The 20059-nt window shown below is 67.5% G+C and carries 19 protein-coding genes; 3 read left to right on the plus strand and 16 right to left on the minus strand.

What is annotated here, in order from left to right; translation table 11 throughout:
* Positions 1-74: 74 nt before the first annotated feature.
* From ACHAAJ_RS01870 to ACHAAJ_RS01890, 5 genes are all read right to left on the minus strand, one after another.
* Positions 75-476, minus strand: coding sequence for a cytochrome c oxidase subunit 4 (locus tag ACHAAJ_RS01870; protein WP_435726150.1), 402 nt, complete (start codon positions 474-476; stop codon positions 75-77).
* Positions 477-478: 2 nt separating this feature from the next.
* Positions 479-2197: an aa3-type cytochrome oxidase subunit I gene (ctaD, locus tag ACHAAJ_RS01875; RefSeq protein ID WP_435726151.1), complete on the minus strand. Its 1719-nt coding sequence runs from the start codon at positions 2195-2197 to the stop codon at positions 479-481.
* A gap of 5 nt (positions 2198-2202) precedes the next feature.
* On the minus strand, positions 2203-3078 hold the full coding sequence (ctaC, locus tag ACHAAJ_RS01880; RefSeq protein ID WP_435726152.1) for an aa3-type cytochrome oxidase subunit II: 876 nt from the start codon (positions 3076-3078) through the stop codon (positions 2203-2205).
* Between the two features lie 208 nt (positions 3079-3286).
* A complete protein-coding gene (locus ACHAAJ_RS01885; RefSeq protein WP_435726153.1) occupies positions 3287-3661 on the minus strand; it encodes a HesB/IscA family protein in 375 nt (124 codons plus the stop codon).
* A gap of 85 nt (positions 3662-3746) precedes the next feature.
* Positions 3747-5150 carry a dipeptidase gene (locus tag ACHAAJ_RS01890; RefSeq protein ID WP_435726154.1) on the minus strand — a complete coding sequence of 468 codons (1404 nt, stop codon included), beginning with the start codon at positions 5148-5150 and terminating at the stop codon, positions 3747-3749.
* A gap of 61 nt (positions 5151-5211) precedes the next feature.
* On the opposite strand from ACHAAJ_RS01890, the gene ACHAAJ_RS01895 reads away from it, so the two are divergent.
* Positions 5212-5799 carry a DUF3043 domain-containing protein gene (locus ACHAAJ_RS01895; RefSeq protein ID WP_435726155.1) on the plus strand — a complete coding sequence of 196 codons (588 nt, stop codon included), beginning with the start codon at positions 5212-5214 and terminating at the stop codon, positions 5797-5799.
* Between the two features lie 83 nt (positions 5800-5882).
* On the opposite strand, the gene ACHAAJ_RS01900 is transcribed toward ACHAAJ_RS01895, so the two are convergent.
* Complete coding sequence (locus ACHAAJ_RS01900) at positions 5883-6968, minus strand: quinone-dependent dihydroorotate dehydrogenase (protein WP_435726156.1); 1086 nt, start codon at positions 6966-6968, stop codon at positions 5883-5885.
* A gap of 61 nt (positions 6969-7029) precedes the next feature.
* Here ACHAAJ_RS01900 and ACHAAJ_RS01905 point away from each other — a divergent pair, with 61 nt between their 5' ends.
* Positions 7030-8304 (plus strand): alpha/beta hydrolase, encoded by a 1275-nt coding sequence (locus ACHAAJ_RS01905; RefSeq protein ID WP_435726157.1) that lies wholly within the window; start codon positions 7030-7032, stop codon positions 8302-8304.
* Here the strand turns inward: ACHAAJ_RS01905 and ACHAAJ_RS01910 are convergent.
* The 7 genes from ACHAAJ_RS01910 to ACHAAJ_RS01940 form a co-directional block, all read right to left on the minus strand.
* Entirely contained in the window at positions 8277-9104 is an 828-nt protein-coding gene (locus ACHAAJ_RS01910) for an isoprenyl transferase (RefSeq protein WP_435726158.1), read from the minus strand. The genes ACHAAJ_RS01905 and ACHAAJ_RS01910 overlap by 28 nt on opposite strands.
* Positions 9101-9853: a DNA repair protein RecO gene (gene recO, locus ACHAAJ_RS01915; protein ID WP_435726159.1), complete on the minus strand. Its 753-nt coding sequence runs from the start codon at positions 9851-9853 to the stop codon at positions 9101-9103. The genes ACHAAJ_RS01910 and recO overlap by 4 nt, the downstream gene beginning before the upstream one ends.
* A gap of 24 nt (positions 9854-9877) precedes the next feature.
* Positions 9878-11620 carry a 2-isopropylmalate synthase gene (leuA, locus tag ACHAAJ_RS01920; protein ID WP_435726160.1) on the minus strand — a complete coding sequence of 581 codons (1743 nt, stop codon included), beginning with the start codon at positions 11618-11620 and terminating at the stop codon, positions 9878-9880.
* Positions 11621-11857: 237 nt separating this feature from the next.
* A complete protein-coding gene (gene era / locus ACHAAJ_RS01925) occupies positions 11858-12829 on the minus strand; it encodes a GTPase Era (RefSeq protein ID WP_435726161.1) in 972 nt (323 codons plus the stop codon).
* Between the two features lie 5 nt (positions 12830-12834).
* On the minus strand, positions 12835-14163 hold the full coding sequence (locus ACHAAJ_RS01930; protein WP_435726162.1) for a hemolysin family protein: 1329 nt from the start codon (positions 14161-14163) through the stop codon (positions 12835-12837).
* Positions 14160-14633: an rRNA maturation RNase YbeY gene (gene ybeY, locus ACHAAJ_RS01935; protein ID WP_435726163.1), complete on the minus strand. Its 474-nt coding sequence runs from the start codon at positions 14631-14633 to the stop codon at positions 14160-14162. Before ybeY ends, ACHAAJ_RS01930 begins: the two co-directional genes overlap by 4 nt.
* A 2-nt stretch (positions 14634-14635) precedes the next feature.
* Complete coding sequence (locus tag ACHAAJ_RS01940) at positions 14636-15730, minus strand: PhoH family protein (RefSeq protein WP_435726164.1); 1095 nt, start codon at positions 15728-15730, stop codon at positions 14636-14638.
* A gap of 259 nt (positions 15731-15989) precedes the next feature.
* Here ACHAAJ_RS01940 and ACHAAJ_RS01945 point away from each other — a divergent pair, with 259 nt between their 5' ends.
* Positions 15990-16925 carry a GerMN domain-containing protein gene (locus ACHAAJ_RS01945; RefSeq protein ID WP_435726165.1) on the plus strand — a complete coding sequence of 312 codons (936 nt, stop codon included), beginning with the start codon at positions 15990-15992 and terminating at the stop codon, positions 16923-16925.
* On the opposite strand, the gene ACHAAJ_RS01950 is transcribed toward ACHAAJ_RS01945, so the two are convergent.
* The 3 genes from ACHAAJ_RS01950 to hrcA are packed head-to-tail and all read right to left on the minus strand — an operon-like array spanning position 16922 to position 19934.
* Positions 16922-17743 (minus strand): 16S rRNA (uracil(1498)-N(3))-methyltransferase, encoded by an 822-nt coding sequence (locus ACHAAJ_RS01950; RefSeq protein ID WP_435726166.1) that lies wholly within the window; start codon positions 17741-17743, stop codon positions 16922-16924. The two genes, ACHAAJ_RS01945 and ACHAAJ_RS01950, sit on opposite strands and share 4 nt — an antisense overlap.
* Entirely contained in the window at positions 17743-18864 is a 1122-nt protein-coding gene (dnaJ, locus tag ACHAAJ_RS01955; protein ID WP_435726167.1) for a molecular chaperone DnaJ, read from the minus strand. The genes ACHAAJ_RS01950 and dnaJ overlap by 1 nt, the downstream gene beginning before the upstream one ends.
* A gap of 56 nt (positions 18865-18920) precedes the next feature.
* Positions 18921-19934, minus strand: a complete 1014-nt coding sequence (hrcA, locus tag ACHAAJ_RS01960) for a heat-inducible transcriptional repressor HrcA (RefSeq protein WP_435726168.1) — start codon at positions 19932-19934, stop codon at positions 18921-18923.
* Positions 19935-20059: the final 125 nt, after the last annotated feature.

Below are 20059 nucleotides of genomic sequence, written 5' to 3' on the forward strand. Positions count from 1 at the left end.
CCCTGATCCCCGCGGTTAAATGCCAAGGGCGGGGCATCTGTCGATGCACCGCCCTTGACTCTTCAGCTGTATGGCTAGTGTGCGTGGTCCCCGCGGCTGTATTCGTAGACCCAGCCGATGAGCGCGATAACCGCCAGGCCGGCACCGATGTAGGTTACCCAGAAGCCAACGGCCATTCCGAGGAACCCGATGGCTGCCGCGCCACCCAAGACGATGGGCCACCAGCTCCACGGGGAAAAGGCGCCAACCACGCCGGCATTCTCGTGGATCTCGCCGTCAAGACGGTCCTCGGGCCGCGGCCCGACGCGCTTGGCGGTGAAGAACAGGTAGAAGCCGACCATGGCCGACATGGCGGCGACCATGAAGATGGCCGGGAAGCCGACCCATTCGCTCCAGTTGGTCATGTAGCCGTAGACGATGCCCACCGGGACGAAGAAGAACACTCCGCCGAGGAAGAGCCAGGATTCAATCTTCATGGTTACCTGTCCTTCTGGTCTGCCGGGCCGAAGATCTTCGCGACGCCGGTCTGGGGCGTGTTGCGCATTCCCAGCTCCGGGTGGTGGAGGTCGAGGGCGGGGCGCTCCGAACGGATGCGCGGAATGGAGTGGAAGTTGTGGCGCGGCGGCGGGCAGGAGGTCGCCCATTCGAGCGATCCGCCGAAGCCCCACGGGTCGTCGACCTCAACGCGTACGCCGTGGCGGTGCGTGACCCAGACGTTCCAGAAGAACGGGATCATCGACAGGCCCAGGATGAACGCGAAGATGGTGGAGAACTGGTTCATCGCCGTGAAGCCGTCCTCTGGCATGTAATCCGCGTAGCGACGCGGCATTCCCATGACACCCAGCCAGTGCTGAATGAGGAACGTGCCGTGGAAACCGACGAAGAGCATCCAGAAGTGGATCTTGCCCAGACGCTCATTGAGCATCTTGCCCGTCCACTTGGGCCACCAGAAGTAGAAACCGGCAAACATCGCGAACACGACGGTTCCGAACACCACGTAGTGGAAGTGGGCGACCACGAAGTAGGTGTCCGAGACGTGGAAGTCCAGCGGGGGCGCCGACAGGATGATGCCGGTCAGGCCGCCGAAGAGGAACGTCGCCATGAATCCGATGCTCCAGAGCATGGGTGTCTCAAACGTGATGGAGCCGCGCCACATGGTGCCGATCCAGTTGAAGAACTTCACGCCGGTGGGAACCGCGATCAACATCGTCATGAATCCGAAGAACGGAAGCATCACGGAGCCGGTGACGTACATGTGGTGTGCCCAGACGGCCACCGACAGCGCCGCGATCGAGATGGTCGCGAAGACCAGACCCTTGTAGCCGAAGATCGGCTTCCTGCTGAAGACCGGGAAGATCTCCGAGACGATGCCGAAGAACGGCAACGCGATGATGTAGACCTCGGGGTGGCCGAAGAACCAGAAGAGGTGCTGCCAGAGAACCGGCCCGCCCGCTTCGGGATCGAAGATGTGGGCGCCGAACCTCCGGTCCGCGCCGAGGGCGAACAGGGCCGCGGCCAGGGGCGGAAACGCCATGAGGACGAGGATGGCCGTGATCAGCGTGTTCCAGCTGAAGATCGACATGCGCCACATGGTCATGCCCGGTGCGCGCAGGCAGATGATGGTGGTGATGAAGTTGACGGCACCGAGAATCGTGCCGAAGCCCGAGAGCGCGAGCCCGAAGACCCACAGGTCGCCACCGACGCCGGGACTGAACGTGGTGTTGGAGAGCGGTGCGTAGGCGAACCAGCCGAACGACGCCGCGCCCTGCGGAGTGATGTAGCCGGAGACCGCGATGGTGGAACCGAAGAGGAACAACCAGAAGGCCAGCGCGTTGAGGCGCGGGAAAGCGACGTCGGGAGCGCCGATCTGGAGGGGCATGATGACGTTGGCGAAGCCCGCGAACAAGGGCGTGGCAAACATCAACAGCATGATCGTGCCGTGCATCGTAAAGAGCTGGTTGTACTGTTCCTTGGTCTGCAGCAGCTGCATCCCGGGTTCGAACAGCTCGGCGCGGATGAGCAGCGCCATCACACCGCCGATGCAGAAGAACGCGAAGGAGGCGATCAGGTACATGTAGCCGATCGTCTTGTGGTCAGTGGAGGTGATCCAGTTGACGACGATGCGGCCCTTGGAGACGGGGACCACGCGCGGCGCGGAGGTCTTCACCTCGTTGGTGGCGTACTCGTAGGTGGTCATGTTCCCTACTCTCCTTCGCCTTGGGTCTGCGAGTTGTTGGCGACCTGGTCCGGCTTGCGGTCGTATTCCTCGCCGATGTGCCCGTCCTCGAGCGTCGCGAGGTGGTCGAGGAACTCCTGTTCCGGCACCACCTTGACGTTGAAGAGCATCTCGGAGTGGTATTCGCCGCACAGTTCGGCGCATTTGCCGTCGTACGTGCCCTCGACCTCGGGGGTCAGGTAGATGTAATTGGTCTTGCCCGGGATCATGTCCAGCTTCTGCAGGAACGCCGGGATCCAGAACGAGTGGATGACATCGCGGCTGTTCAGCTCGAAGGTCACCGACTTGCCGACCGGGAGGTACAGCGTGGGAAGGGTTTCCTCGGTGCCCTCGGTGCCGTCAAGCTCCGCCTGGACGCCGGCGGAATACTTCTCCTGGCCCTGGTAGGAGTAGTTGAAGTCCCAAGACCATTGCTTGCCGCGCACGTCGACGACCAGTTCGGAATCCACCGGCGTGTTCATCTCGCGCTCCGTTGCGTCCGAGAAGGAGAAGAACGTCAGCACCATCATCAATGGGACGGCCGTGTAGAAGATCTCGATGGGGAGGTTGTAGCTGAGCTGGCGCGGGTAGCCGGTGTCGCCCTTGCGGCGGCGGTAGGCCACGATGCACCAAATGATCAGGCCCCACGTCAGCACGCCGATCAACAGCACAACGATCCACGAATTGACCCAGAGATCCTGGATGGATCCGGTGTGGTTGGTGGTGTCACGCTCCACGTTGGGCAGCCAGCCTCGCTGGACTTGTTCTGAACAACCCGTCAACAGCAACGCCCCCGCGCTGGCGATGGCCAATACCTTGGCCCTACCCCGGCGGCTGCTGCTGGTTCGGTCTTGCGAACTCACAGACGGCCCTTCCTCTTTGTTTGGTGCTGAATGATGCTTCGGCCCGCGGCCGGCGGTTTCCCTGGGGAATAACCGGCAGTGACTAGGCCGAAGGAAAGCATGGTTTTACTACTTGCTGTAGAGCTTACCCTCTGAGGAGGGTCATTGCAGACAGAAACCCCGGCGGCGCGCGTCGAAATCGCGGACCGCCGGAGTCGCCGCTCCCCCGCTAGTGGAAAGAGTCGCCGCATGCACAGGAACCGCCGGCGTTCGGGTTGTCGATGGTGAAACCCTGCTTGGAGATGGTGTCCTCGAAATCGATGGACGCACCGGACAGGTACGGGACGCTCATCTTGTCGACGACAACCTCGACGCCGTCGAAATCGCGAACCGCGTCACCGTCCAGCAGCCGCTCGTCGAAGTAGAGCTGGTAGATCAGTCCGGAACACCCTCCGGGCTGGACGGCGACACGCAGCCGGAGATCGGTGCGTCCCTCTTGCTCCAGCAGGCTGCGAACCTTGCCGGCTGCGACATCGGACAACTGGACCTCGTGGGTCTCCAGCTCGTCCGCGCTGGGCGTGGGGTTGTTCGTGGTGGCGGTCATCTGGGTCCTCCATTGCTGCTCGTGTCGGGAGCCGACGCCGTAGCGCGCCGTCTCCTCCACTCCATGGTACTTCGCGGAGGCATTGTTACAGTCCCTGCGTGTCCAGTTTGACCAGCAGGAGGGCCTCGGCAAGCACGGCGCGGCGGAAATCGTCGATATGCACGGATTCGTTGGCGCTGTGTGCGCGCGAGTCGGGATCCTCCACGCCCGTCACCAGGATTTGGGCCGAGGGGTAGACCTCGGTGAGGTCGGCGATAAAGGGGATGGAGCCGCCGATGCCGGTTTCGACAGCGGGAACGCCCCAGGCCTGCTCCAGCGCCCATAGGCACGCCCGGGAGGCCGGCGCGGACGTGTCGGTGGAGAAGGCGTTTCCCGTCTCCACGATCTCGACGCCAACCCGCGCGCCGAACAGGTCCTGGCCCAACACATGTCTCCGCAACGCCTCGCCGGCGTCCCCCGGGTCCTGCCCGGGCGCGAGCCGGACGCTGACCTTCACGCGCGCCGTCGGCAACAGCGTGTTGGAGGAGACGGCGACGGACGGCACGTCGATGCCGATCACGGACAGCGCCGGCTTGTTCCACAGCCTGTCGGCCAACGGGCCGGTGCCGGCGAGGCGCACGCCGTCGAGCACCGACGCGTCGGCGCGGAAATCGGACTCCGGGTAGTCGACGCTGCTGGTCTCCCCGGACACCAGGCCCTCGATGGCCACGTTGCCGTCGGCGTCGTGGAAGCCGGCGATCAGGCGGGCCGCCAGCGTCGGGGCATCCAGCAGCGGCCCGCCGAACATCCCCGAGTGGACGGCGTGGTCCAGGACGCCGATCTCGATCACGGCGCCCACCATCCCGCGCAGGCTCGTGGTCAGCGCCGGGACGCCGACCTTCCAGTTGCTGGAGTCGGCGACCACGATGACGTCGGCCGCGAGGAGGTCTCGGTACTGCTCGAGGAAAGGCCGGAACGACGGCGAACCGGCTTCCTCCTCGCCCTCGAAAAAGAACGTGACTCCGATGCCCAGGTCCCCGGCGACCGCCAAGACACTGCGCAGCGCGGCAATGTGCACCATGATTCCGGCCTTGTCGTCGGCCGCGCCCCGGCCGTAGAGACGGCCGTCGACTTCGGTCGCATCGAACGGCGGCGTGTTCCAGAGCCCCGGGTCGCCGGGCGGCTGGACGTCGTGGTGCGCGTACAGCAGGATGGTGGGCTTTCCGTCCCGCGCGGGCCTGCGCGCAACGACCGCGGGGCTCCCCTCCTTGCCGGACGACGTCGTGGCGGTCAGGATCCGCACGTCTTCCATTCCCGCGGAGCGCGCGAGGCCGGCAACGGCGTCGGCGCTGCGCGCCAGTTCGGCCGGGTCGAAGGCATCCCAGGCGATGCCCGGGATGCCGACGAGTTCCGTGAGTTCGGCCAGGGTACGGGGGAAGGCTTCGGTGACGTGGGCCGAGAGGGCAGCGACGTCGACGCCTTCCGCGGTGGGTCTCTCGGGGGTAGTCATGGCAAGAACCCTACCCATGGTGCCGTTCGGATGCCCCGCCCGCTGCGGCTAGACTTGACGCGTGTTTGGACGTAAGAAGGATGACGCCGCCGCCATGCCGGCCGCCCAAGAGGAAACCCTGCCCAACTCCGCCGGGGGCAAGGGCTCGCCCACGCCCCGACGGAACCAGCAGGAGGCGCAACGCAAGCGGCCGCTGGTTCCCACCGACCGGAAGCTCGCCAAGGAGCGCGACCGCCGGCGGCGCATGGAACAGCAGGAAAAGATACGCATCGCCAACGAAACGGGCGACGAGCGCTACCTGATGCCCCGCGACAAGGGCCCGCAGAAGCGGTTCGCCCGGGACTTCGTGGACGCGAGGTGGATGGTGGGCGAGTTCCTGATGTTCATCATCTTCGGGTTCCTGATCCTCGCCCTGGCCCTCCCGGGCGCCGTCCAGCTGCAGGCCTACGTCACGCTCGGCCTCTGGGTGGTCCTGGCGATCACCGTCGTCGACGCCTACATCATGACGCGCCAGCTTAAAAAGAGGCTGATCGAGAAGTTCGGTTCCAACGAGCGCGGCGTCCTCTGGTACGCGTCCATGCGCGGCCTGCAGTTCCGCAAGATGCGCCTGCCCAAGCCGCAGGTCAAGCGCGGCGAAACCCCCAGCTAGGTATCAATCCAACGTACGACGACGGGGCCGACCACAGATGGTCGGCCCCGTTCTCTTTGGGTCTGGTAGGCGTGGCCGGCGGGCTACCCGCGGCTCTGCGCCAAGTGCCTGCGCAGGGCACGATTGATGCGCATGGCCCAGAACGGACCCTCGTACAGGAACGCGGTGTAGCCCTGGACCAGGTCCGCGCCCGCGTCCAACCGCTCGATGACGTCGGCGGCGGTTTCGACTCCCCCGACCGACACCACGGCCGTGCCCGCGCCGAGACGGGCTCGCAGGCGCCGAAGCACCCCGAGCGAACGCGACTTGAGCGGGGCGCCGCTGAGGCCGCCCGCGCCGATTTCGGCAAGGCGCTCGGGCGGGGTGCGCAGGCCGAGCCCCTCGCGCGCGATGGTGGTGTTGGTCGCTATCACACCGTCCAGCCCAAGATCCGTGACGAGGTCGGCCACGTCGTCGACGTCGTCGTCCGCTAGATCGGGCGCGATCTTCACGAGCAGTGGCACGTGCCTTCCCGCCACGCGGTCAGCTTCGGCGCCGACGGCGGCGAGCAGCGGGCGCAGCGATTCGATGTCCTGGAGCAAGCGGAGGCCCGGAGTGTTCGGCGAGCTGACGTTGACCACCAGATAGTCGGCGTGGGTCGCCAGCAGGGCGGTCCCGGCGAGGTAGTCCCCCACCGCATCAGCGAGTTCGACCGTCTTCGTCTTGCCGATGTTCACGCCGACCACGGGTCGAGTTCCGGCGAACCTGCGTCCCAAAAGTGACCGGACGGCGGCGACGCGGGGCGCTACCGCAGCGGCGCCGTCGTTGTTGAAGCCCATTCGGTTGACGACGGCGCGGTCCTCCACCAGCCGGAAGAGCCTTGGCCGCGGATTGCCCGGCTGGGCCTGCCCGGTGATGGTGCCGACCTCGATGTGCCCGAACCCCAGGTCCGCCAAGGCGGCGACCCCGTGCCCTTCCTTGTCGAAGCCGGCGGCCAGGCCGAACGGCGAGGGGAAGTCGATTCCCATCACGGTGCGGCGCAGCGACGCGTGCGGGCGGGTGGCCTTCCGCAGGATGGCGGAGGCTCCGCACCGTTCCGCCGTTCGGATCAACCGGAAGCCGATGTGGTGTGCCCTTTCCGGATCCATGCCGGAGAAGACAAGGCGGAAGAAGGTCGGATAGATGCGCATGGTCTCCAGTCTCCCGCGGAGCGCGCAAGACTGCCAACTCGCCGCTGGCTATGCTCGGGTCATGGACAAGGTGGGTGTTGATTCCGGCGGCGACGGTCGCGAAGGTATGGATCCGACGGCGGACCCCGCCGACATGCCCGTTCCGGTCGGCACGGTTCCCCCGGCCGCCGAGCTGGTGGACGGGGGCGGGTTCGCCGCCGATTCGCCCCCCGGACAGTGGACGCGGGATCCACTCGGTCCAGGGTTCCGCTACAGGACGCTGGACCAGGGGAAGGACGAAGAGGGGCCGGTTCGGGCGACGCTGGTGCGCTACCTGCCGGCGTCGGACGCGCCGGACCCGGGTCCTCCGGTGGCGCGCCCACCCCGGCGCGCCGTCATGGCGCGCGCGGTGGACGGCCTGCGTCGCGCCGGCGGCTGGGGCGCCGCGGGGACTCGCGGCACGCAGGAAAGTCCCTCTGCCGGCGTCGGCCCGGCCGGTTCCGGGGGCTGTCCGGTCCGTGTCGTGCTTTCCGTCCACGGCTGGACGGACTACTTCTTCAACGCCGAGCTGGCCCGCTATTGGACGGCCAGGGGCTACCGCTTCTACGCGTTGGACCTGCGCCGCTACGGTCGGAGTTTGCGTCCTTGGCAGACGCCCGGCTTCGTCACCGACCTCCGCGAGTACGACGCCGATATCGAGGCCGCGCTCGAGGCCATCCACGGGGACGTCGGAACGTCCGTCGACGTGGTGTGCGTGGCGCATTCGACCGGAGGGCTGATCGCGTCGCTTTGGGCGGACAGGAACCCCGGTGTCCTGAGCGGTCTGGTCCTGAACTCGCCCTGGCTGGAGATGCAGGGCAGCTGGATGGTGCGGAACGCCGCCGCCAGCCTGTTGGATCCGGTCGCCCGACGCCGGCCGCGGACCAAACTTAAACTGCCCGAGGTCGATACCTACTGGCAATCGCTCAGCGTCGAGGCACACGGCGAATGGAAGCTCCACCCGCTCTGGAGGCCGCGCCATGCGTTTCCGGTGACGGTGGGATGGATGTCCGCTGTCCTGGCCGGCCACTCAACGGTGTCGAAAGGCCTGGACATCCGGGAACCCGTGCTTGTCCTGACCTCCGACAGGTCCCACTTCGGGACGCAGTTCGACGCCGGGATGCTGGTCTCGGACGCCGTCCTGGAAGTCGAGGTGGTGCGTCAGCGCGCCCTGAAACTGGGCCGCGAGGTCAGCGTGGTGCGGATCGAACGGGGGATGCACGACCTCTTCACGTCCTCGGCACGGGCACGCTCCGAGGCGTACCGCGCGGTGACCCGGTGGTCGGACGGCTACCTGTCGCCGTCCTCCGTCGGCTGATCGACCGCTCCGCCGTAGCGTCGGTCGCGGCGGGCATAGATCTCGACGGCTTCCCAGAGTGTGCGGCGGTCGACGTCCGGCCACAGCACGTCCATGAACACCATCTCCGCGTACGCCGATTGCCAGAGCAGGAAGTTGGAGGTGCGCTGCTCCCCGGAGGTCCGCAGGAACAGATCGACGTCGGGCAGGTCCGGTTCGTCGAGGTATCGGCCGATCGTCTTTTCCGAGACGCCAGAGGCCTTGAGCCGTCCGTCCGCCACGTCCCGGGCGATGGCGGCGACGGCGTCGGCTATCTCCGCCCTGCCGCCGTAGTTGACGCACATGGTCAGCTGGCACACCGTGTTTTTCCTGGTGACTCGTTCGGCCTCCAGCAGCTCGTTGACCACGGTGCGCCAGAGCCTGGGCCGGCGCCCCGCCCACCGGACACGCACGCCCCAGGCGTCGAGCTGGTCCCGCTGCCGGCGGAGAACATCCCGGGAGAAGCCCATGAGGAAGCGGACCTCGTCGGGACTGCGTTTCCAGTTTTCCGTGGAGAACGCATACACGGAAACGAACTCGACGCCGATCTCGATGGCGCCGGCCACGACGTCCAGCAGTGCGGCCTCGCCCGCGTGGTGTCCCTCGGTACGGGGCAGCCCGCGCTGGTTGGCCCACCGGCCGTTGCCGTCCATGACGATGGCCACATGCCGCGGAACCAACCCGGGTGGAACGTTCGGCGGGACGGCGCCGCTGGGGTGCGGGGCCGGCGCCTCCGGATGGCGGCCGAGGTCCGGCCCCGATGTTTTCCTCAGGGGGATCACGCTCTTTCCACATGCTTGAGGGATTTGACCACTCGCTCCAAGTGCCACTGCAGGTATCCTGCCACAATGCCCGCGCTCTCGCGGCGTCCCGGGGCGTCGCCGGCCGCGACCCGCTCCCAGTCGCCCGCGAGCAGGGCGGCGAGCAGTTCGATGGTTTCGGGCGCCGGCGAACTGGACCCGGCGGGCCGGCAATCCGCGCAGACGACTCCGCCCAGCGGAATGTTCACGGCAGTGTGTGGACCCGGTTTCCCGCAGCGGGCGCAGTCCGTGAAGTTCGGCGCCCATCCGGCGGTCGACAGGGCGCGCAGCAGGTAGGAATCCAGCAATTGGCCCGAGTCGCCGCTCCCCCGTGCCAAGGCGGCGATCGCGCCGTGGAGGAGCCGGAACTGCGGACCGGCCGACTCGCCGTCGATGTCGGTCAGCCGTTCTGCGGTCTCCGCCATGGCGTGTGCGGCCGTGTACCGGCCGTAGTCCCCGGCCAGTGCCTGGCCGTAGGGGCCGCGCAGTTGTGCCTGGGTCACGATGTCCAGGGATCGGCCGTGGACCAGTTGCGCGTCGACCAGCATGAAGGGTTCCAGCGTCGCGCCGAGCTTGGAGCTGGTCCGCCGGACGCCCTTGGCGACCGCGCGGATCTGTCCGTGTCCGGGAGTCAGCAGCACCACGATGCGGTCGGCCTCGCCCAGCTTGTGGGTGCGCAAGACCAGGCCTTGGGTGCGGTACGACTTGGAGGCGAAGCTGGAACGGGACACGCGGACGCCTAACTGCCCAAGCCCCTAGTGGGCGTCCCTGATGGCGCGGTTCACGGCGGAGACCACGGCCTTCAACGAGGACATGGTGGTGTTGGTGTCGATGCCGATGCCCCACAGCACCCGCTCGCCCACGGCGCATTCGACGTAGGCCGCGGCCATCGCGTTGCCGCCCTCGCCCAGGGCGTGCTCCGTGTAGTCGAGGATCCGAACGTCCACCCCGTCCTCGGACAGCAGCCCCACCAGGGCGTTGATGGGCCCGTTGCCCGTGGCGGTGCGCCGCTGCGCGTCGCCGTCGACGATGAGTGTCGCGGTCAGCGAGAACGAGCCGTCCTCGGCCGTTTCCGTGGTGACGCTGCCGAGCTCGTAGCGGCCCCAGCGGTCGGTGCCGTCGATGCCGCGGCACGGCAGGTACTCGTCCTGGAACGCGGTCCAGATGGCGGCGGGGCTGATCTCGCCGCCGTCGCCCTCCGTCTTGCGCTGGACGACGCCGGAGAATTCGATCTGCGCGCGGCGCGGGAGGTCGAGCTGGTGCTCGCTCTTCAGCAGGTACGCGACCCCGCCCTTGCCGGACTGGGAATTGACGCGGATGACCGCCTCGTAGCTGCGTCCGATGTCCTTCGGATCCACGGGCAGGTACGGCACGGCCCACACCAGGTCGTCGACGTGCTTTCCGGCCGCCCCGGCGTCGTGCTCCATGGCCTCGAAGCCCTTCTTGATGGCGTCCTGGTGGGAGCCGGAGAAGGCGGTGAAGACCAGGTCGCCGCCGTAGGGCGACCGCTCCGCGACGGGAAGCTGGTTGCAGTACTCGGCCGTGCGGCGGATCTCGTCCATGTTGGAGAAGTCGATCATCGGGTCGATTCCCTGGGCGAACATGTTCATGCCCAGCGTCACGAGGTCGACGTTTCCGGTGCGTTCCCCGTTGCCGAAGAGGCAGCCCTCGATCCGGTCCGCCCCCGCCAGGTAACCGAGTTCGGCCGCCGCGACACCGGTGCCGCGGTCGTTGTGCGGGTGGAGGGACAGGATGATCGACTGTCGGTTGACGAGATTGCGGTGCATCCACTCGATGGAGTCCGCGTAGACGTTGGGCGTGGCCATCTCGACGGTCGCCGGCAGGTTCAGGATCATCGGACGCTCCGGCGTCGCGCCCAGTTCGTCGGCCACGGCGTCCGAAATGCGGCGGGCGAACTCCAATTCGGTCCCGGTGTAGGACTCCGGGGAGTACTCGTACGTCACGTCCGTTCCGTCGAGTCCCTCCTCGTACTTCTTGCACAGCCGTGCGCCGGTCAGCGCAATGTCGACGATGCCGTCCTGGTCCTGGTTGAACACCACGCGCCGCTGCAGGATGGACGTCGAGTTGTAGAGATGCACGATCGCGCGCTTGGCGCCCTGCAGGGACTCGTAGGTGCGCTCGATGAGGTGCTCCCGCGACTGGGTCAGCACCTGGATCGTGACGTCGCCGGGGATGCGGTCCTGTTCGATCAGCTGGCGCACGAAGTCGAAGTCAGTTTGGGAGGCGGAGGGGAAGCCCACCTCGATCTCCTTGTAGCCCATGGAGACGAGCAGATCGAACATCTTGTGCTTGCGCTCGGGGCTCATCGGATCGATCAGGGCCTGGTTGCCGTCGCGCAGGTCCACGGCGCACCAGCGCGGTGCCTTGGTGATCGTCTTGTCCGGCCAGGTCCGGTCCGGGAGGGACACCTCGATCTGGTCCTGGAAGGGGACGTACTTGTGGATCGGCATTCCGGAGGGCTTTTGGGCGTTGTGCATGGTTCAGGTGGCCTTTTCAGTGGTGGTTGAAAATGGTGGCCGGCAGCACGAAACTCCGCAGCGAGGGATCGGCCTAGGACCGTTGGCCCCGTGTTGCCTCGCCGCGGCGGCTAAGTAGAAGCATTCCCGCACGCATGTCCCCACATTATCACCCACGCCGATCAAGTCCTCCGCCGTCCCGGCATTATTGCCGGGACGGGACGTTGGGCCCCCGCCCCGCCGGCGTGGGCGACGCCGTCAGAAGCCCAGGCGCCCGAGCTGCTTCGGATCCCGCTGCCAGTCCTTGGCGATCTTCACGTGCAGGTCGAGGTACACGCGCGTTCCCAGCAACCTCTCGATTGCCTGGCGCGAACGGGTCCCGACCTCCCGCAGCCGGGAGCCGGCGCGGCCGATGATGATCGCCTTCTGCGACGAACGTTCCACGAAGAGGTTGACGTGGACGTCCAGCAACGGGTTGTCCGCGGAGCGGCCCTCGCGGGGGATCATCTCCTCGACCACGACGGCGAGCGAGTGCGGAAGCTCGTCGCCCAGCCCCTCGAGCGCGGCCTCGCGGATGAGCTCGGCGACCATCACGGCCTCCGGTTCGTCGGTGAGCTCGCCATCCGGGTAGAGCGGCGGCGAGACGGGCATCTGCTCCACGAGCACGTCGGCCACCGCGCCCACCTGGAAGTCGCCCGTTGCCGAAACGGGGATCACCGCGGCCCAGCCGGCCTCGCCGAGGGTCTCCGTGCCCAGCGCGGCGACGGCCAGCAGCTGCCGCATGAGCGCGGCCCGGTCGACGAGGTCCGCCTTGGTGACGACGGCGACAATCGGCTTGCCCTTGAGCTGCGCCAGCTGGGCCGCGATGTAGCGGTCGCCCGGGCCGATCTTCTCGTTCGCCGGAAGGCAGAAGCCGATCGCGTCGACCTCGCTGAGGGTGTCGGCGACCAGGTCGTTCAGGCGTTGGCCCAGGAGGGTGCGCGGACGGTGGAGGCCCGGGGTGTCCACCAGGATCAGCTGCGCATCCGGGCGATGGACGATGCCCCGGATGGTGTGCCGCGTTGTCTGCGGTTTAGCGGACGTGATGGCGACCTTCTGGCCGACGAGCGCGTTCGTCAGGGTGGACTTGCCCGCGTTCGGGCGGCCGACGAAGGACGTGAAGCCGGCGCGGAAACCGGCCGGCCATTCGCGCGGCAGGAGTCCGCCTGACCCGGTGTTGTCTTTTGACATGGTTCCTATTCCCTTGTGGTGTCGCCCGGTTGGGCGGTTTCCATGCGGCCGGTCGAGCCGTCCTCGGAGGTTCTTTCCTCGTCCTGCGTCTCGTCGAGCCAGGCCAGCACGTAGCCGATGCGGTTACGGCGTCCCTCCAGCCGCTCGGCGTGAAGCCGGATACCGAAGACGCCGACCTCGGAGCCGACGATGGGCACTCGGCCGAGCGTCTTGGCGAGCAGGCCACCGACCGTGTCCACCTCCTCGTCGTCGAGCTCCCGATCGAACAGTTCCCCGAGGTCGTCGATCGACATCCGCGCACTGACGCGGAAGACGCCGTCACCCACGTCCTCGGACTCGGTTCGCGTCGTATCGTACTCGTCGTCGATCTCTCCGACGATCTCCTCGATCAGGTCCTCCAGCGTAACGAGCCCCGCGGTCCCGCCGTACTCGTCGATGACGATCGCCACGTGCGTGGACTCGCGCTGGAGTTCCTGCAGCAGTTCGGCGACCGACTTGGACTCGGGAACGTACCGGACGTCCCTGCAGACGGCCTCGACCGGGCGTCCATCCGCCTGGTTGGTGTGCAACCGGGCCGCGACGTCCTTAAGGTAGACGATTCCGACGATCTGGTCGGCGCTCTCCCGGATGACGGGTATCCGGGAGCACCCCGAACGCAGGAAGAGCGTCATGGCGCTATGCAGTGACGTGCCGACGTCGACCGTCACCATGTCTGTTCGGGGCACCATGACGGACCGGACACGGGTGTCACCGAGCTCGAAGACGGAGTGGATGAAGTCCGCCTCGACGTCCTCGATCATGTCCGCCTCGTTGGCGCGGTCCACCATGTCCCGGAATTGTTCCTCCGTAAAGAACGCGTCCTCCCGGACCGGTGTCCCGGGGGCTATCGCCGAGCCCACCCGCACCAGCCAACCGGGGATGGGACCCAGGATCACGCGGAGGAACCGGACGAGCGGTGCCGTGAAGACGACGACGCCGGAGGCGCGGTCCCTCCCAAGACGCCTCGGCGACACCCCAACCAGCACGAAGCCGATGGCGGCCATCGTGGCCGTGGCCAACAGGCCCGCGAGCCACACGTTGTCCAGAAGGTCGTGGTAGAGAATGGCAATGGCCACCGCGGACGCGGTCTCGAACCAGATGCGCCAGAACCGCACGGCGTGCGTATGCGCCGTCGGTTCGGACAGGATCTGCCGGAGTCGCTTCCGGGGGCGGTCCGCCAGCATCTGCTCCGCCTCGGAACGCGGCAGGAACAGATACGCCGACTCCGCGGCGGTCAACACCGCGGCGCAGCAGATGAAGGCCACGGCGAGGAGCGCGAGAAGCGTGAGGATCATTCGGTCGTCTCGCGCGGGGCCGGCCGTCCGAGGAAGGCCTCGAGCAGGCTCCGCTGCAACCCGAACATCTCTTCTTTGTCCGCGGGATCGTCGTGCTCGTAGCCGAGAAGGTGGAGCATGCCGTGGGTGGCCAGCAGGAGGATCTCGTCCGCCGTGCTGTGACCGCCGCCCTTGGCCTGTTGGGCGGCGACTTGGGGGCAGATGACGATGTCGCCGAGCATGCCGGCTGGCGTCTGGCTTCCGGGGCTCCCGGGGCGGAGCTCGTCCATCGGGAAGGACATGACGTCCGTGGGCCCCGGCAAGTCCATCCAGTCGACGTGCAACCGTTCGATGGCGTCCTCGTCGACCAGGATGATGGAGACCTCCGCCTCCGGGTGCACATAGAGGGAGTCCAGGATGTGGCGTCCCAGGCGGCTCAGCGCCTCGAGGTCCGCGGACATGGCCGACTCGTTGTTCACCTCGACGGACATGGCTAGCCCTTCCCGGCGTCGGCGGGCGGAACGGACGTGCCGGAGGGACGCCCGGGACGCCGGTTGGTGCGCCTCGTGCGCCAGTCGATCGGCGGCTCGGACTCGCGCGCGGTCCACGTCTCGTACGCGGTGACGATGTCGGCGACGAGCCTGTGGCGGACAACGTCGGTGGCGTCGAGCATCCGGAAGGCGATGTCGTCGACGTCGTCGAGGATTTCGCTGACGACCTTGAGCCCCGACTTGGTGCCACCCGGAAGGTCGATTTGCGTGATGTCGCCCGTGACGACGATCTTGGACCCGAAACCGAGGCGGGTCAGGAACATCTTCATTTGCTCCGGCGTCGTGTTCTGCGCCTCGTCGAGGATGATGAACGCGTCGTTGAGCGTGCGTCCGCGCATGTAGGCCAGCGGGGCCACCTCGATGGTGCCGGCGGCGATGAGGCGCGGAATGGACTCGGGATCGACCATGTCGTGCAGCGCGTCGTAGAGGGGGCGCAGGTAGGGATCGATCTTGTCCGTCAGCGTGCCGGGTAGGAATCCGAGCTTCTCCCCCGCCTCGACGGCCGGCCGCGTGAGGATGATGCGGCTGACCTCCTTGGCCTGGAGGGCCTGCACGGCCTTGGCCATGGCGAGGAAGGTCTTGCCCGTCCCCGCCGGCCCGATGCCGAAGATCACCGTGTTGTCGTCGATCGCGTCGACATAGGACTTCTGGTTCACCGTCTTGGGGCGGATGCTTCGTCCGCGGCCCGTCAGGATGTTGAGGCCGAAGACGCCACTTGCGCTGCCCGGGGCGGTGGACGGACCATCAACCATGCGGACGAGCTGCTCGACCAGGTGCGCGGAAATGCGTGTTCCGCGGCCCGCGAGGCCGCGGGCTTCGTGGACGACGCGCAACGCCTTGGCGGCATCTCCGGGTTCGCCCCCCACCGTGAGTTCGTTGCCGCGAACGTGCAACTTCGCCCCGGGGTAGACGCCTTCGACGATCCGCAGAACCTCGTCGTGGGCGCCGAGCGTGGCAACCATCTGGTCGGTGGAGTCGAAGTGGACCACTTCAGCCTCGCCGCTCTCCTGTTGTGGCTTCTCGGCGTCCTGGATCATGCTGTCGGCGTCGCCTCCCGTGGCTGGGCGCCGGCGTATCCGGGCCCGGGTCCCGGGCCGTTTCCGGCGCTCTCCCATCGTACTTGAACAGCCCCGCGGGGGCGGCGGCCGCAGGAATTAGTGCACACGCGGGACATATCGGTCGTACAACAGTCCTGCCGCATCCCCGGTCCGGGGTGCGCCCCCGGGCGAGTGCTATGCCAAGCTTGTTGGGCGGCCGATGGTGGCCACCCCGCTATCCCCCCTGAAAAGGACGACCTTGACGACCCCCAAACACCGTAGACGCACGCGTTCCCGCGTGGCCGTCCTGGTGCTTGTCGCGTCCCTGGGCGCCGTGTCGGCCTGCGCTGGGGGCATGGGTGTGCCCACGACGACGATGCCGGAAGGATCCTCGACGACGGCGCGGGTCACGCCGCCGCCGCAGGACGCCGAACCGCTGGAGAAGTTGAGCAGCCACCGCCTCTCGCCCGTGTATTGGCTCGGCGAGCGGGACTTGACCGTCTACCTGTACCGCGAATACCTCAAGGCCGAGGATCAGGGCGACCCGATCACCTCGGCCATCAAATACATGTTGGAGCACACGCCGACCGACACCGACTATTTCAACGTCTGGTCGCCCGCCGCGCGCATCGGTACCTCCATCGACACGAACAATGTGATCACCGTCGATCTTTCGGACGACGCGTTCTCCCGCGAACTCGACCGCGGGCTTGCCGAACGCGCCATCCAGCAATTGGTGTACACGGCCACGGCCGCGGCGGCCAACGCCGGGTTGCTGACAGGCACGACTCCGTCGCGGGTCGCCGTGCTGGTCGACGGGCACACGGGCTACGAGGCCTTCGGCCACATCCCGCTCGATGGACCGATCGAACGAGTCGCCAGTCTCCGGGCGCCGATTTGGGTCATCGATCCGCAAGACGGCGCGACGCGTCCCGCCGGCAAGCTGACCGTCCGCGGTGTTTCGGCGGGATTCACCGGCGGCACACGGTGGGAGGTGCGCCGCACCCGCGACGGGGAACCGGGCGAAGTCGTCTCGCAGGGGGCGCTTGCATTGGGCGCGGGCGAACTGCCGGAGGATGCGTTCGAAATCGTCCTGAACATGCGCCCGGGCGAATACCGGCTGTCCGTGTGGGGCCAGACGGCGCAGGATGCGGAGCGCCTGAGCGAGGACACCAAGGCGCTGACCGTCAACTAGTTCCGGACGGAACCGTCCAGCAGGCCGGCGAGGTGCCGGACCAGCACCAGGGCAGCGGGACCGGCGGTGGACGCCCGGAGGACGTTTGTTCCCAGTGATGCCGTCGCGGCGCCGGCCGATACCAGTTTGTCGAGCTCCCCGGGCGCGATGCCACCCTCGGGACCGACCACCAGCAGTATTTCCACAGGCGGCTTCTCCTGCGCCAGCCGCATCTGGACGACCCGCGACAGGGGCTCCGTGGCGGTCTCGTGGAGCACCACGGTCAGGCGGCCGCCGGGCACTTCCGAACCGCCGCCGGTTCCTTGCGTACCATGGGTGCGGGCCATCGCCGCCAGCTGATTCGTGTTGACGGGCTCTCCCACCGACGGTTCCCGGGACCGGCGCGACTGCTTCACCGCTGCACGGACGGTCGACTCCCACTTCTGGCGGCCCTTGGCCGCCTTATCGGGCGTCCAACGCACGACGCAACGCTCGGCCTGCCATGGGACCACCCTGTCAATTCCCAGTTCCACCGCGGATTCCACGGCTTGGAGGTCCCGATCGCCCTTCGCCAGCGCCTGAACCAGGACAGTACGGAGGGCGGGAGACGACTCGACCTCCAAGGTTTCGACGCGGGCCTCGAGGAACCCCCTGGCCGTGGTGACCACGACGCAGGCGGCGCGCCGGCCCCCGCCGTCGACGAGATCGATCCGTTCGCCCTCCCGCACGCGCTTGACCGACACGGCGTGGTGCCCCTCGGGGCCATCCAGCGTCACCGTCTGTCCCGGTGCCGCGTTGGCCAGGGCACCCGGATCGACGAGGAAGGCCTGGTTGCTCATTAGCCGCGGTGGCCAAGCTTGTCGAAGAAGCGGGAGAAGACGCCGCCACGCTCGGAGAGCCGCCCCTCGGCGACCTCCTCGCCGCGCAGCGTCGCGAGCCGCTCCAACAGGTCCCGCTGTTCGGCGTCCAGCTTCGTGGGTGTCTCGACCTGGATGTGCACGATCAGGTCGCCGCGCCCACCGCCGCGAAGCCGTGGAACGCCGAGCTGCGAGAGTCGCACGGTGTCCCCGGACTGCGAGCCCGACTCCACGCGGATCTCCTGCTTTCCATCGAACGTGTCGAGGTCCAGGTCCGCGCCGAGGGCGGCTGCCGTCATCGGCACGGTCAGCGTGGCGTGCAGGTCGTTGCCCTCGCGTTCGAAGACCGGATGGCGCTTGACCTCGATCTCGACATAGAGGTCGCCGGCGGGTCCGCCGCCGGGGCCGGCCTCGCCCTGCGCCGCGAGGTGGATACGGGTGCCGGTTGCCACGCCCGCGGGCACCTTGAGCTGCTTGCTGACGCGTTCACGCACGCGGCCCTGTCCCATGCACTCGTTGCACGGGCTGGGAAGGGTCGTTCCGAAACCGCGGCAGGCGCTGCACGTCTCAACCGTCATCATCTGGCCGAGGAAGGAGCGAACCGGCCGCTGCACCTGTCCGCGCCCCCTGCAGATGTTGCAGGACTCCGGCGAGGTTCCCGGCTGGCAGCACGTCCCGTGGCAGGCGGTGCACGTGACGGCGGTTTCCATCTCCAACGGGTAGACGACGCCCTGGACGGCGTCCTTCAGGTCGATCGGCGCGGTGATCAGCGCATCGCGGCCCCGGCTGGTCCGCGAAGCGGGCCCGGCGGCCTGCCCCGTCCCGCCGAAGAACTGCTCGAAGATGTCGTTGAAGCCGTAGCCCGCTCCGGGGCCGGGTCCCGCGGCGTTGCCGTTCTCGTTGCCCGTGGTGTCGTAATTGCGGCGCTTCTCCGGATCCGACAGGACCTCGTAGGCGCGGGTGACGAGCTTGAACTCGTCCGCGGCGCCGTCTCCCGGGTTGACGTCCGGGTGCAGCTTACGCGCAAGCTTGCGGTAGGCCTTCTTGATCTCCTCGGTCGTCGCGCCCTGCGCGACGCCGAGTACGTCGTAGTGGTTGCTCACAGTGTTCGCTGTGTCCTTTCCTGCTTTTCGATGCTTGGTTAACCGGTGGGTCGGCGTTAGCCGGCCAGGATCCGGGAAAGATAGCGGGCGACCGCGCGGACGGCGGCCATGCTGCTGGGGTAGTCCATGCGCGTGGGGCCGAGGATGCCCATCTTGGACGATTGGCCCGGCCCGTAGGCCGTGGCGATCAGTGAGGTCTCAACCAAACCACCGTACGCGTTTTCGCTGCCGATCCGAACCGCGATGCCCCGTGCATCCAATTCCATCTCCGAGAACAACCGCAGCAGCACGACTTGCTCCTCGAGGGCCTCGAGGACCGGGGTAATGGTGAGCGGGAAGTCGCCCGTGGAGCGCGCGAGGTTGGCCGTACCGGCCATCACAATTCGATCGACCACGCTGTTGTCGCCCAGCGCGCCGAGCGCGCCGGCGAGTATCCGTGCGGCCGGGCGGAGCCTAACGGGCACGTTCTCCACGGCGGCGCCCGCCAGCGGCGACAGCTCGGCCAGCTTGCCGCCGGCCGCCATCGCCATGAACGCCGCCTTGATGGTGTGCAGGTCGTCTTCGTTCGTCTCCGCCGGAGTGAGCACAACACGCTGCTCGACCTTGCCCGAAGTGCTGATCAGGACGGCCAGCACCTGTCCGGCGCCGAGCCCCACCAGTTCGATGTGGCGGACAGCCGCGTCGCTGTACTGCGGAACCTGGATGACGGCGACCTGGTGGGTCAATTGCGCCAAAAGGCGAACCGTGCGCTCGAGGACGTCGTCGACGTCGTCCGCGCCTTCGATGAGGGATTGGATGGCGCGGCGCTCCGCGGCGGAAAGCGGCCGCACGTCCTCGATGCGGTCGACGAAACGCCGATACCCCTGTTCGGTGGGGACACGCCCGGAAGAGGTGTGCGGCGCGGCGATCAGACCCTCGTCCTCCAGCGCCGCCATGTCGTTGCGGATGGTCGCCGCAGACACGCCCAGCTGGTGGCGCTCGACAAGAGCCTTCGACCCCACGGGCTCGCGGGAGTGCACATAGTCCTCGACGATGGCCCGGAGCACCTCGAGGCGTCGTGGTTCGGACATCCCTTCCCTCCCGATTCCGTCTCGTGGGCGATGGTTGGACGACGGGGCGGTTTGGCACTCGACGCCGTCAAGTGCCAAGTCTAATACGTTTCGAGGTTGTTAGCATGGTGGCTGCGCGCCGGATG

Source organism: Arthrobacter arnarulunnguaqae (assembly GCF_051262515.1).
Taxonomy (GTDB): Bacteria; Actinomycetota; Actinomycetes; order Actinomycetales; family Micrococcaceae; genus Arthrobacter_N.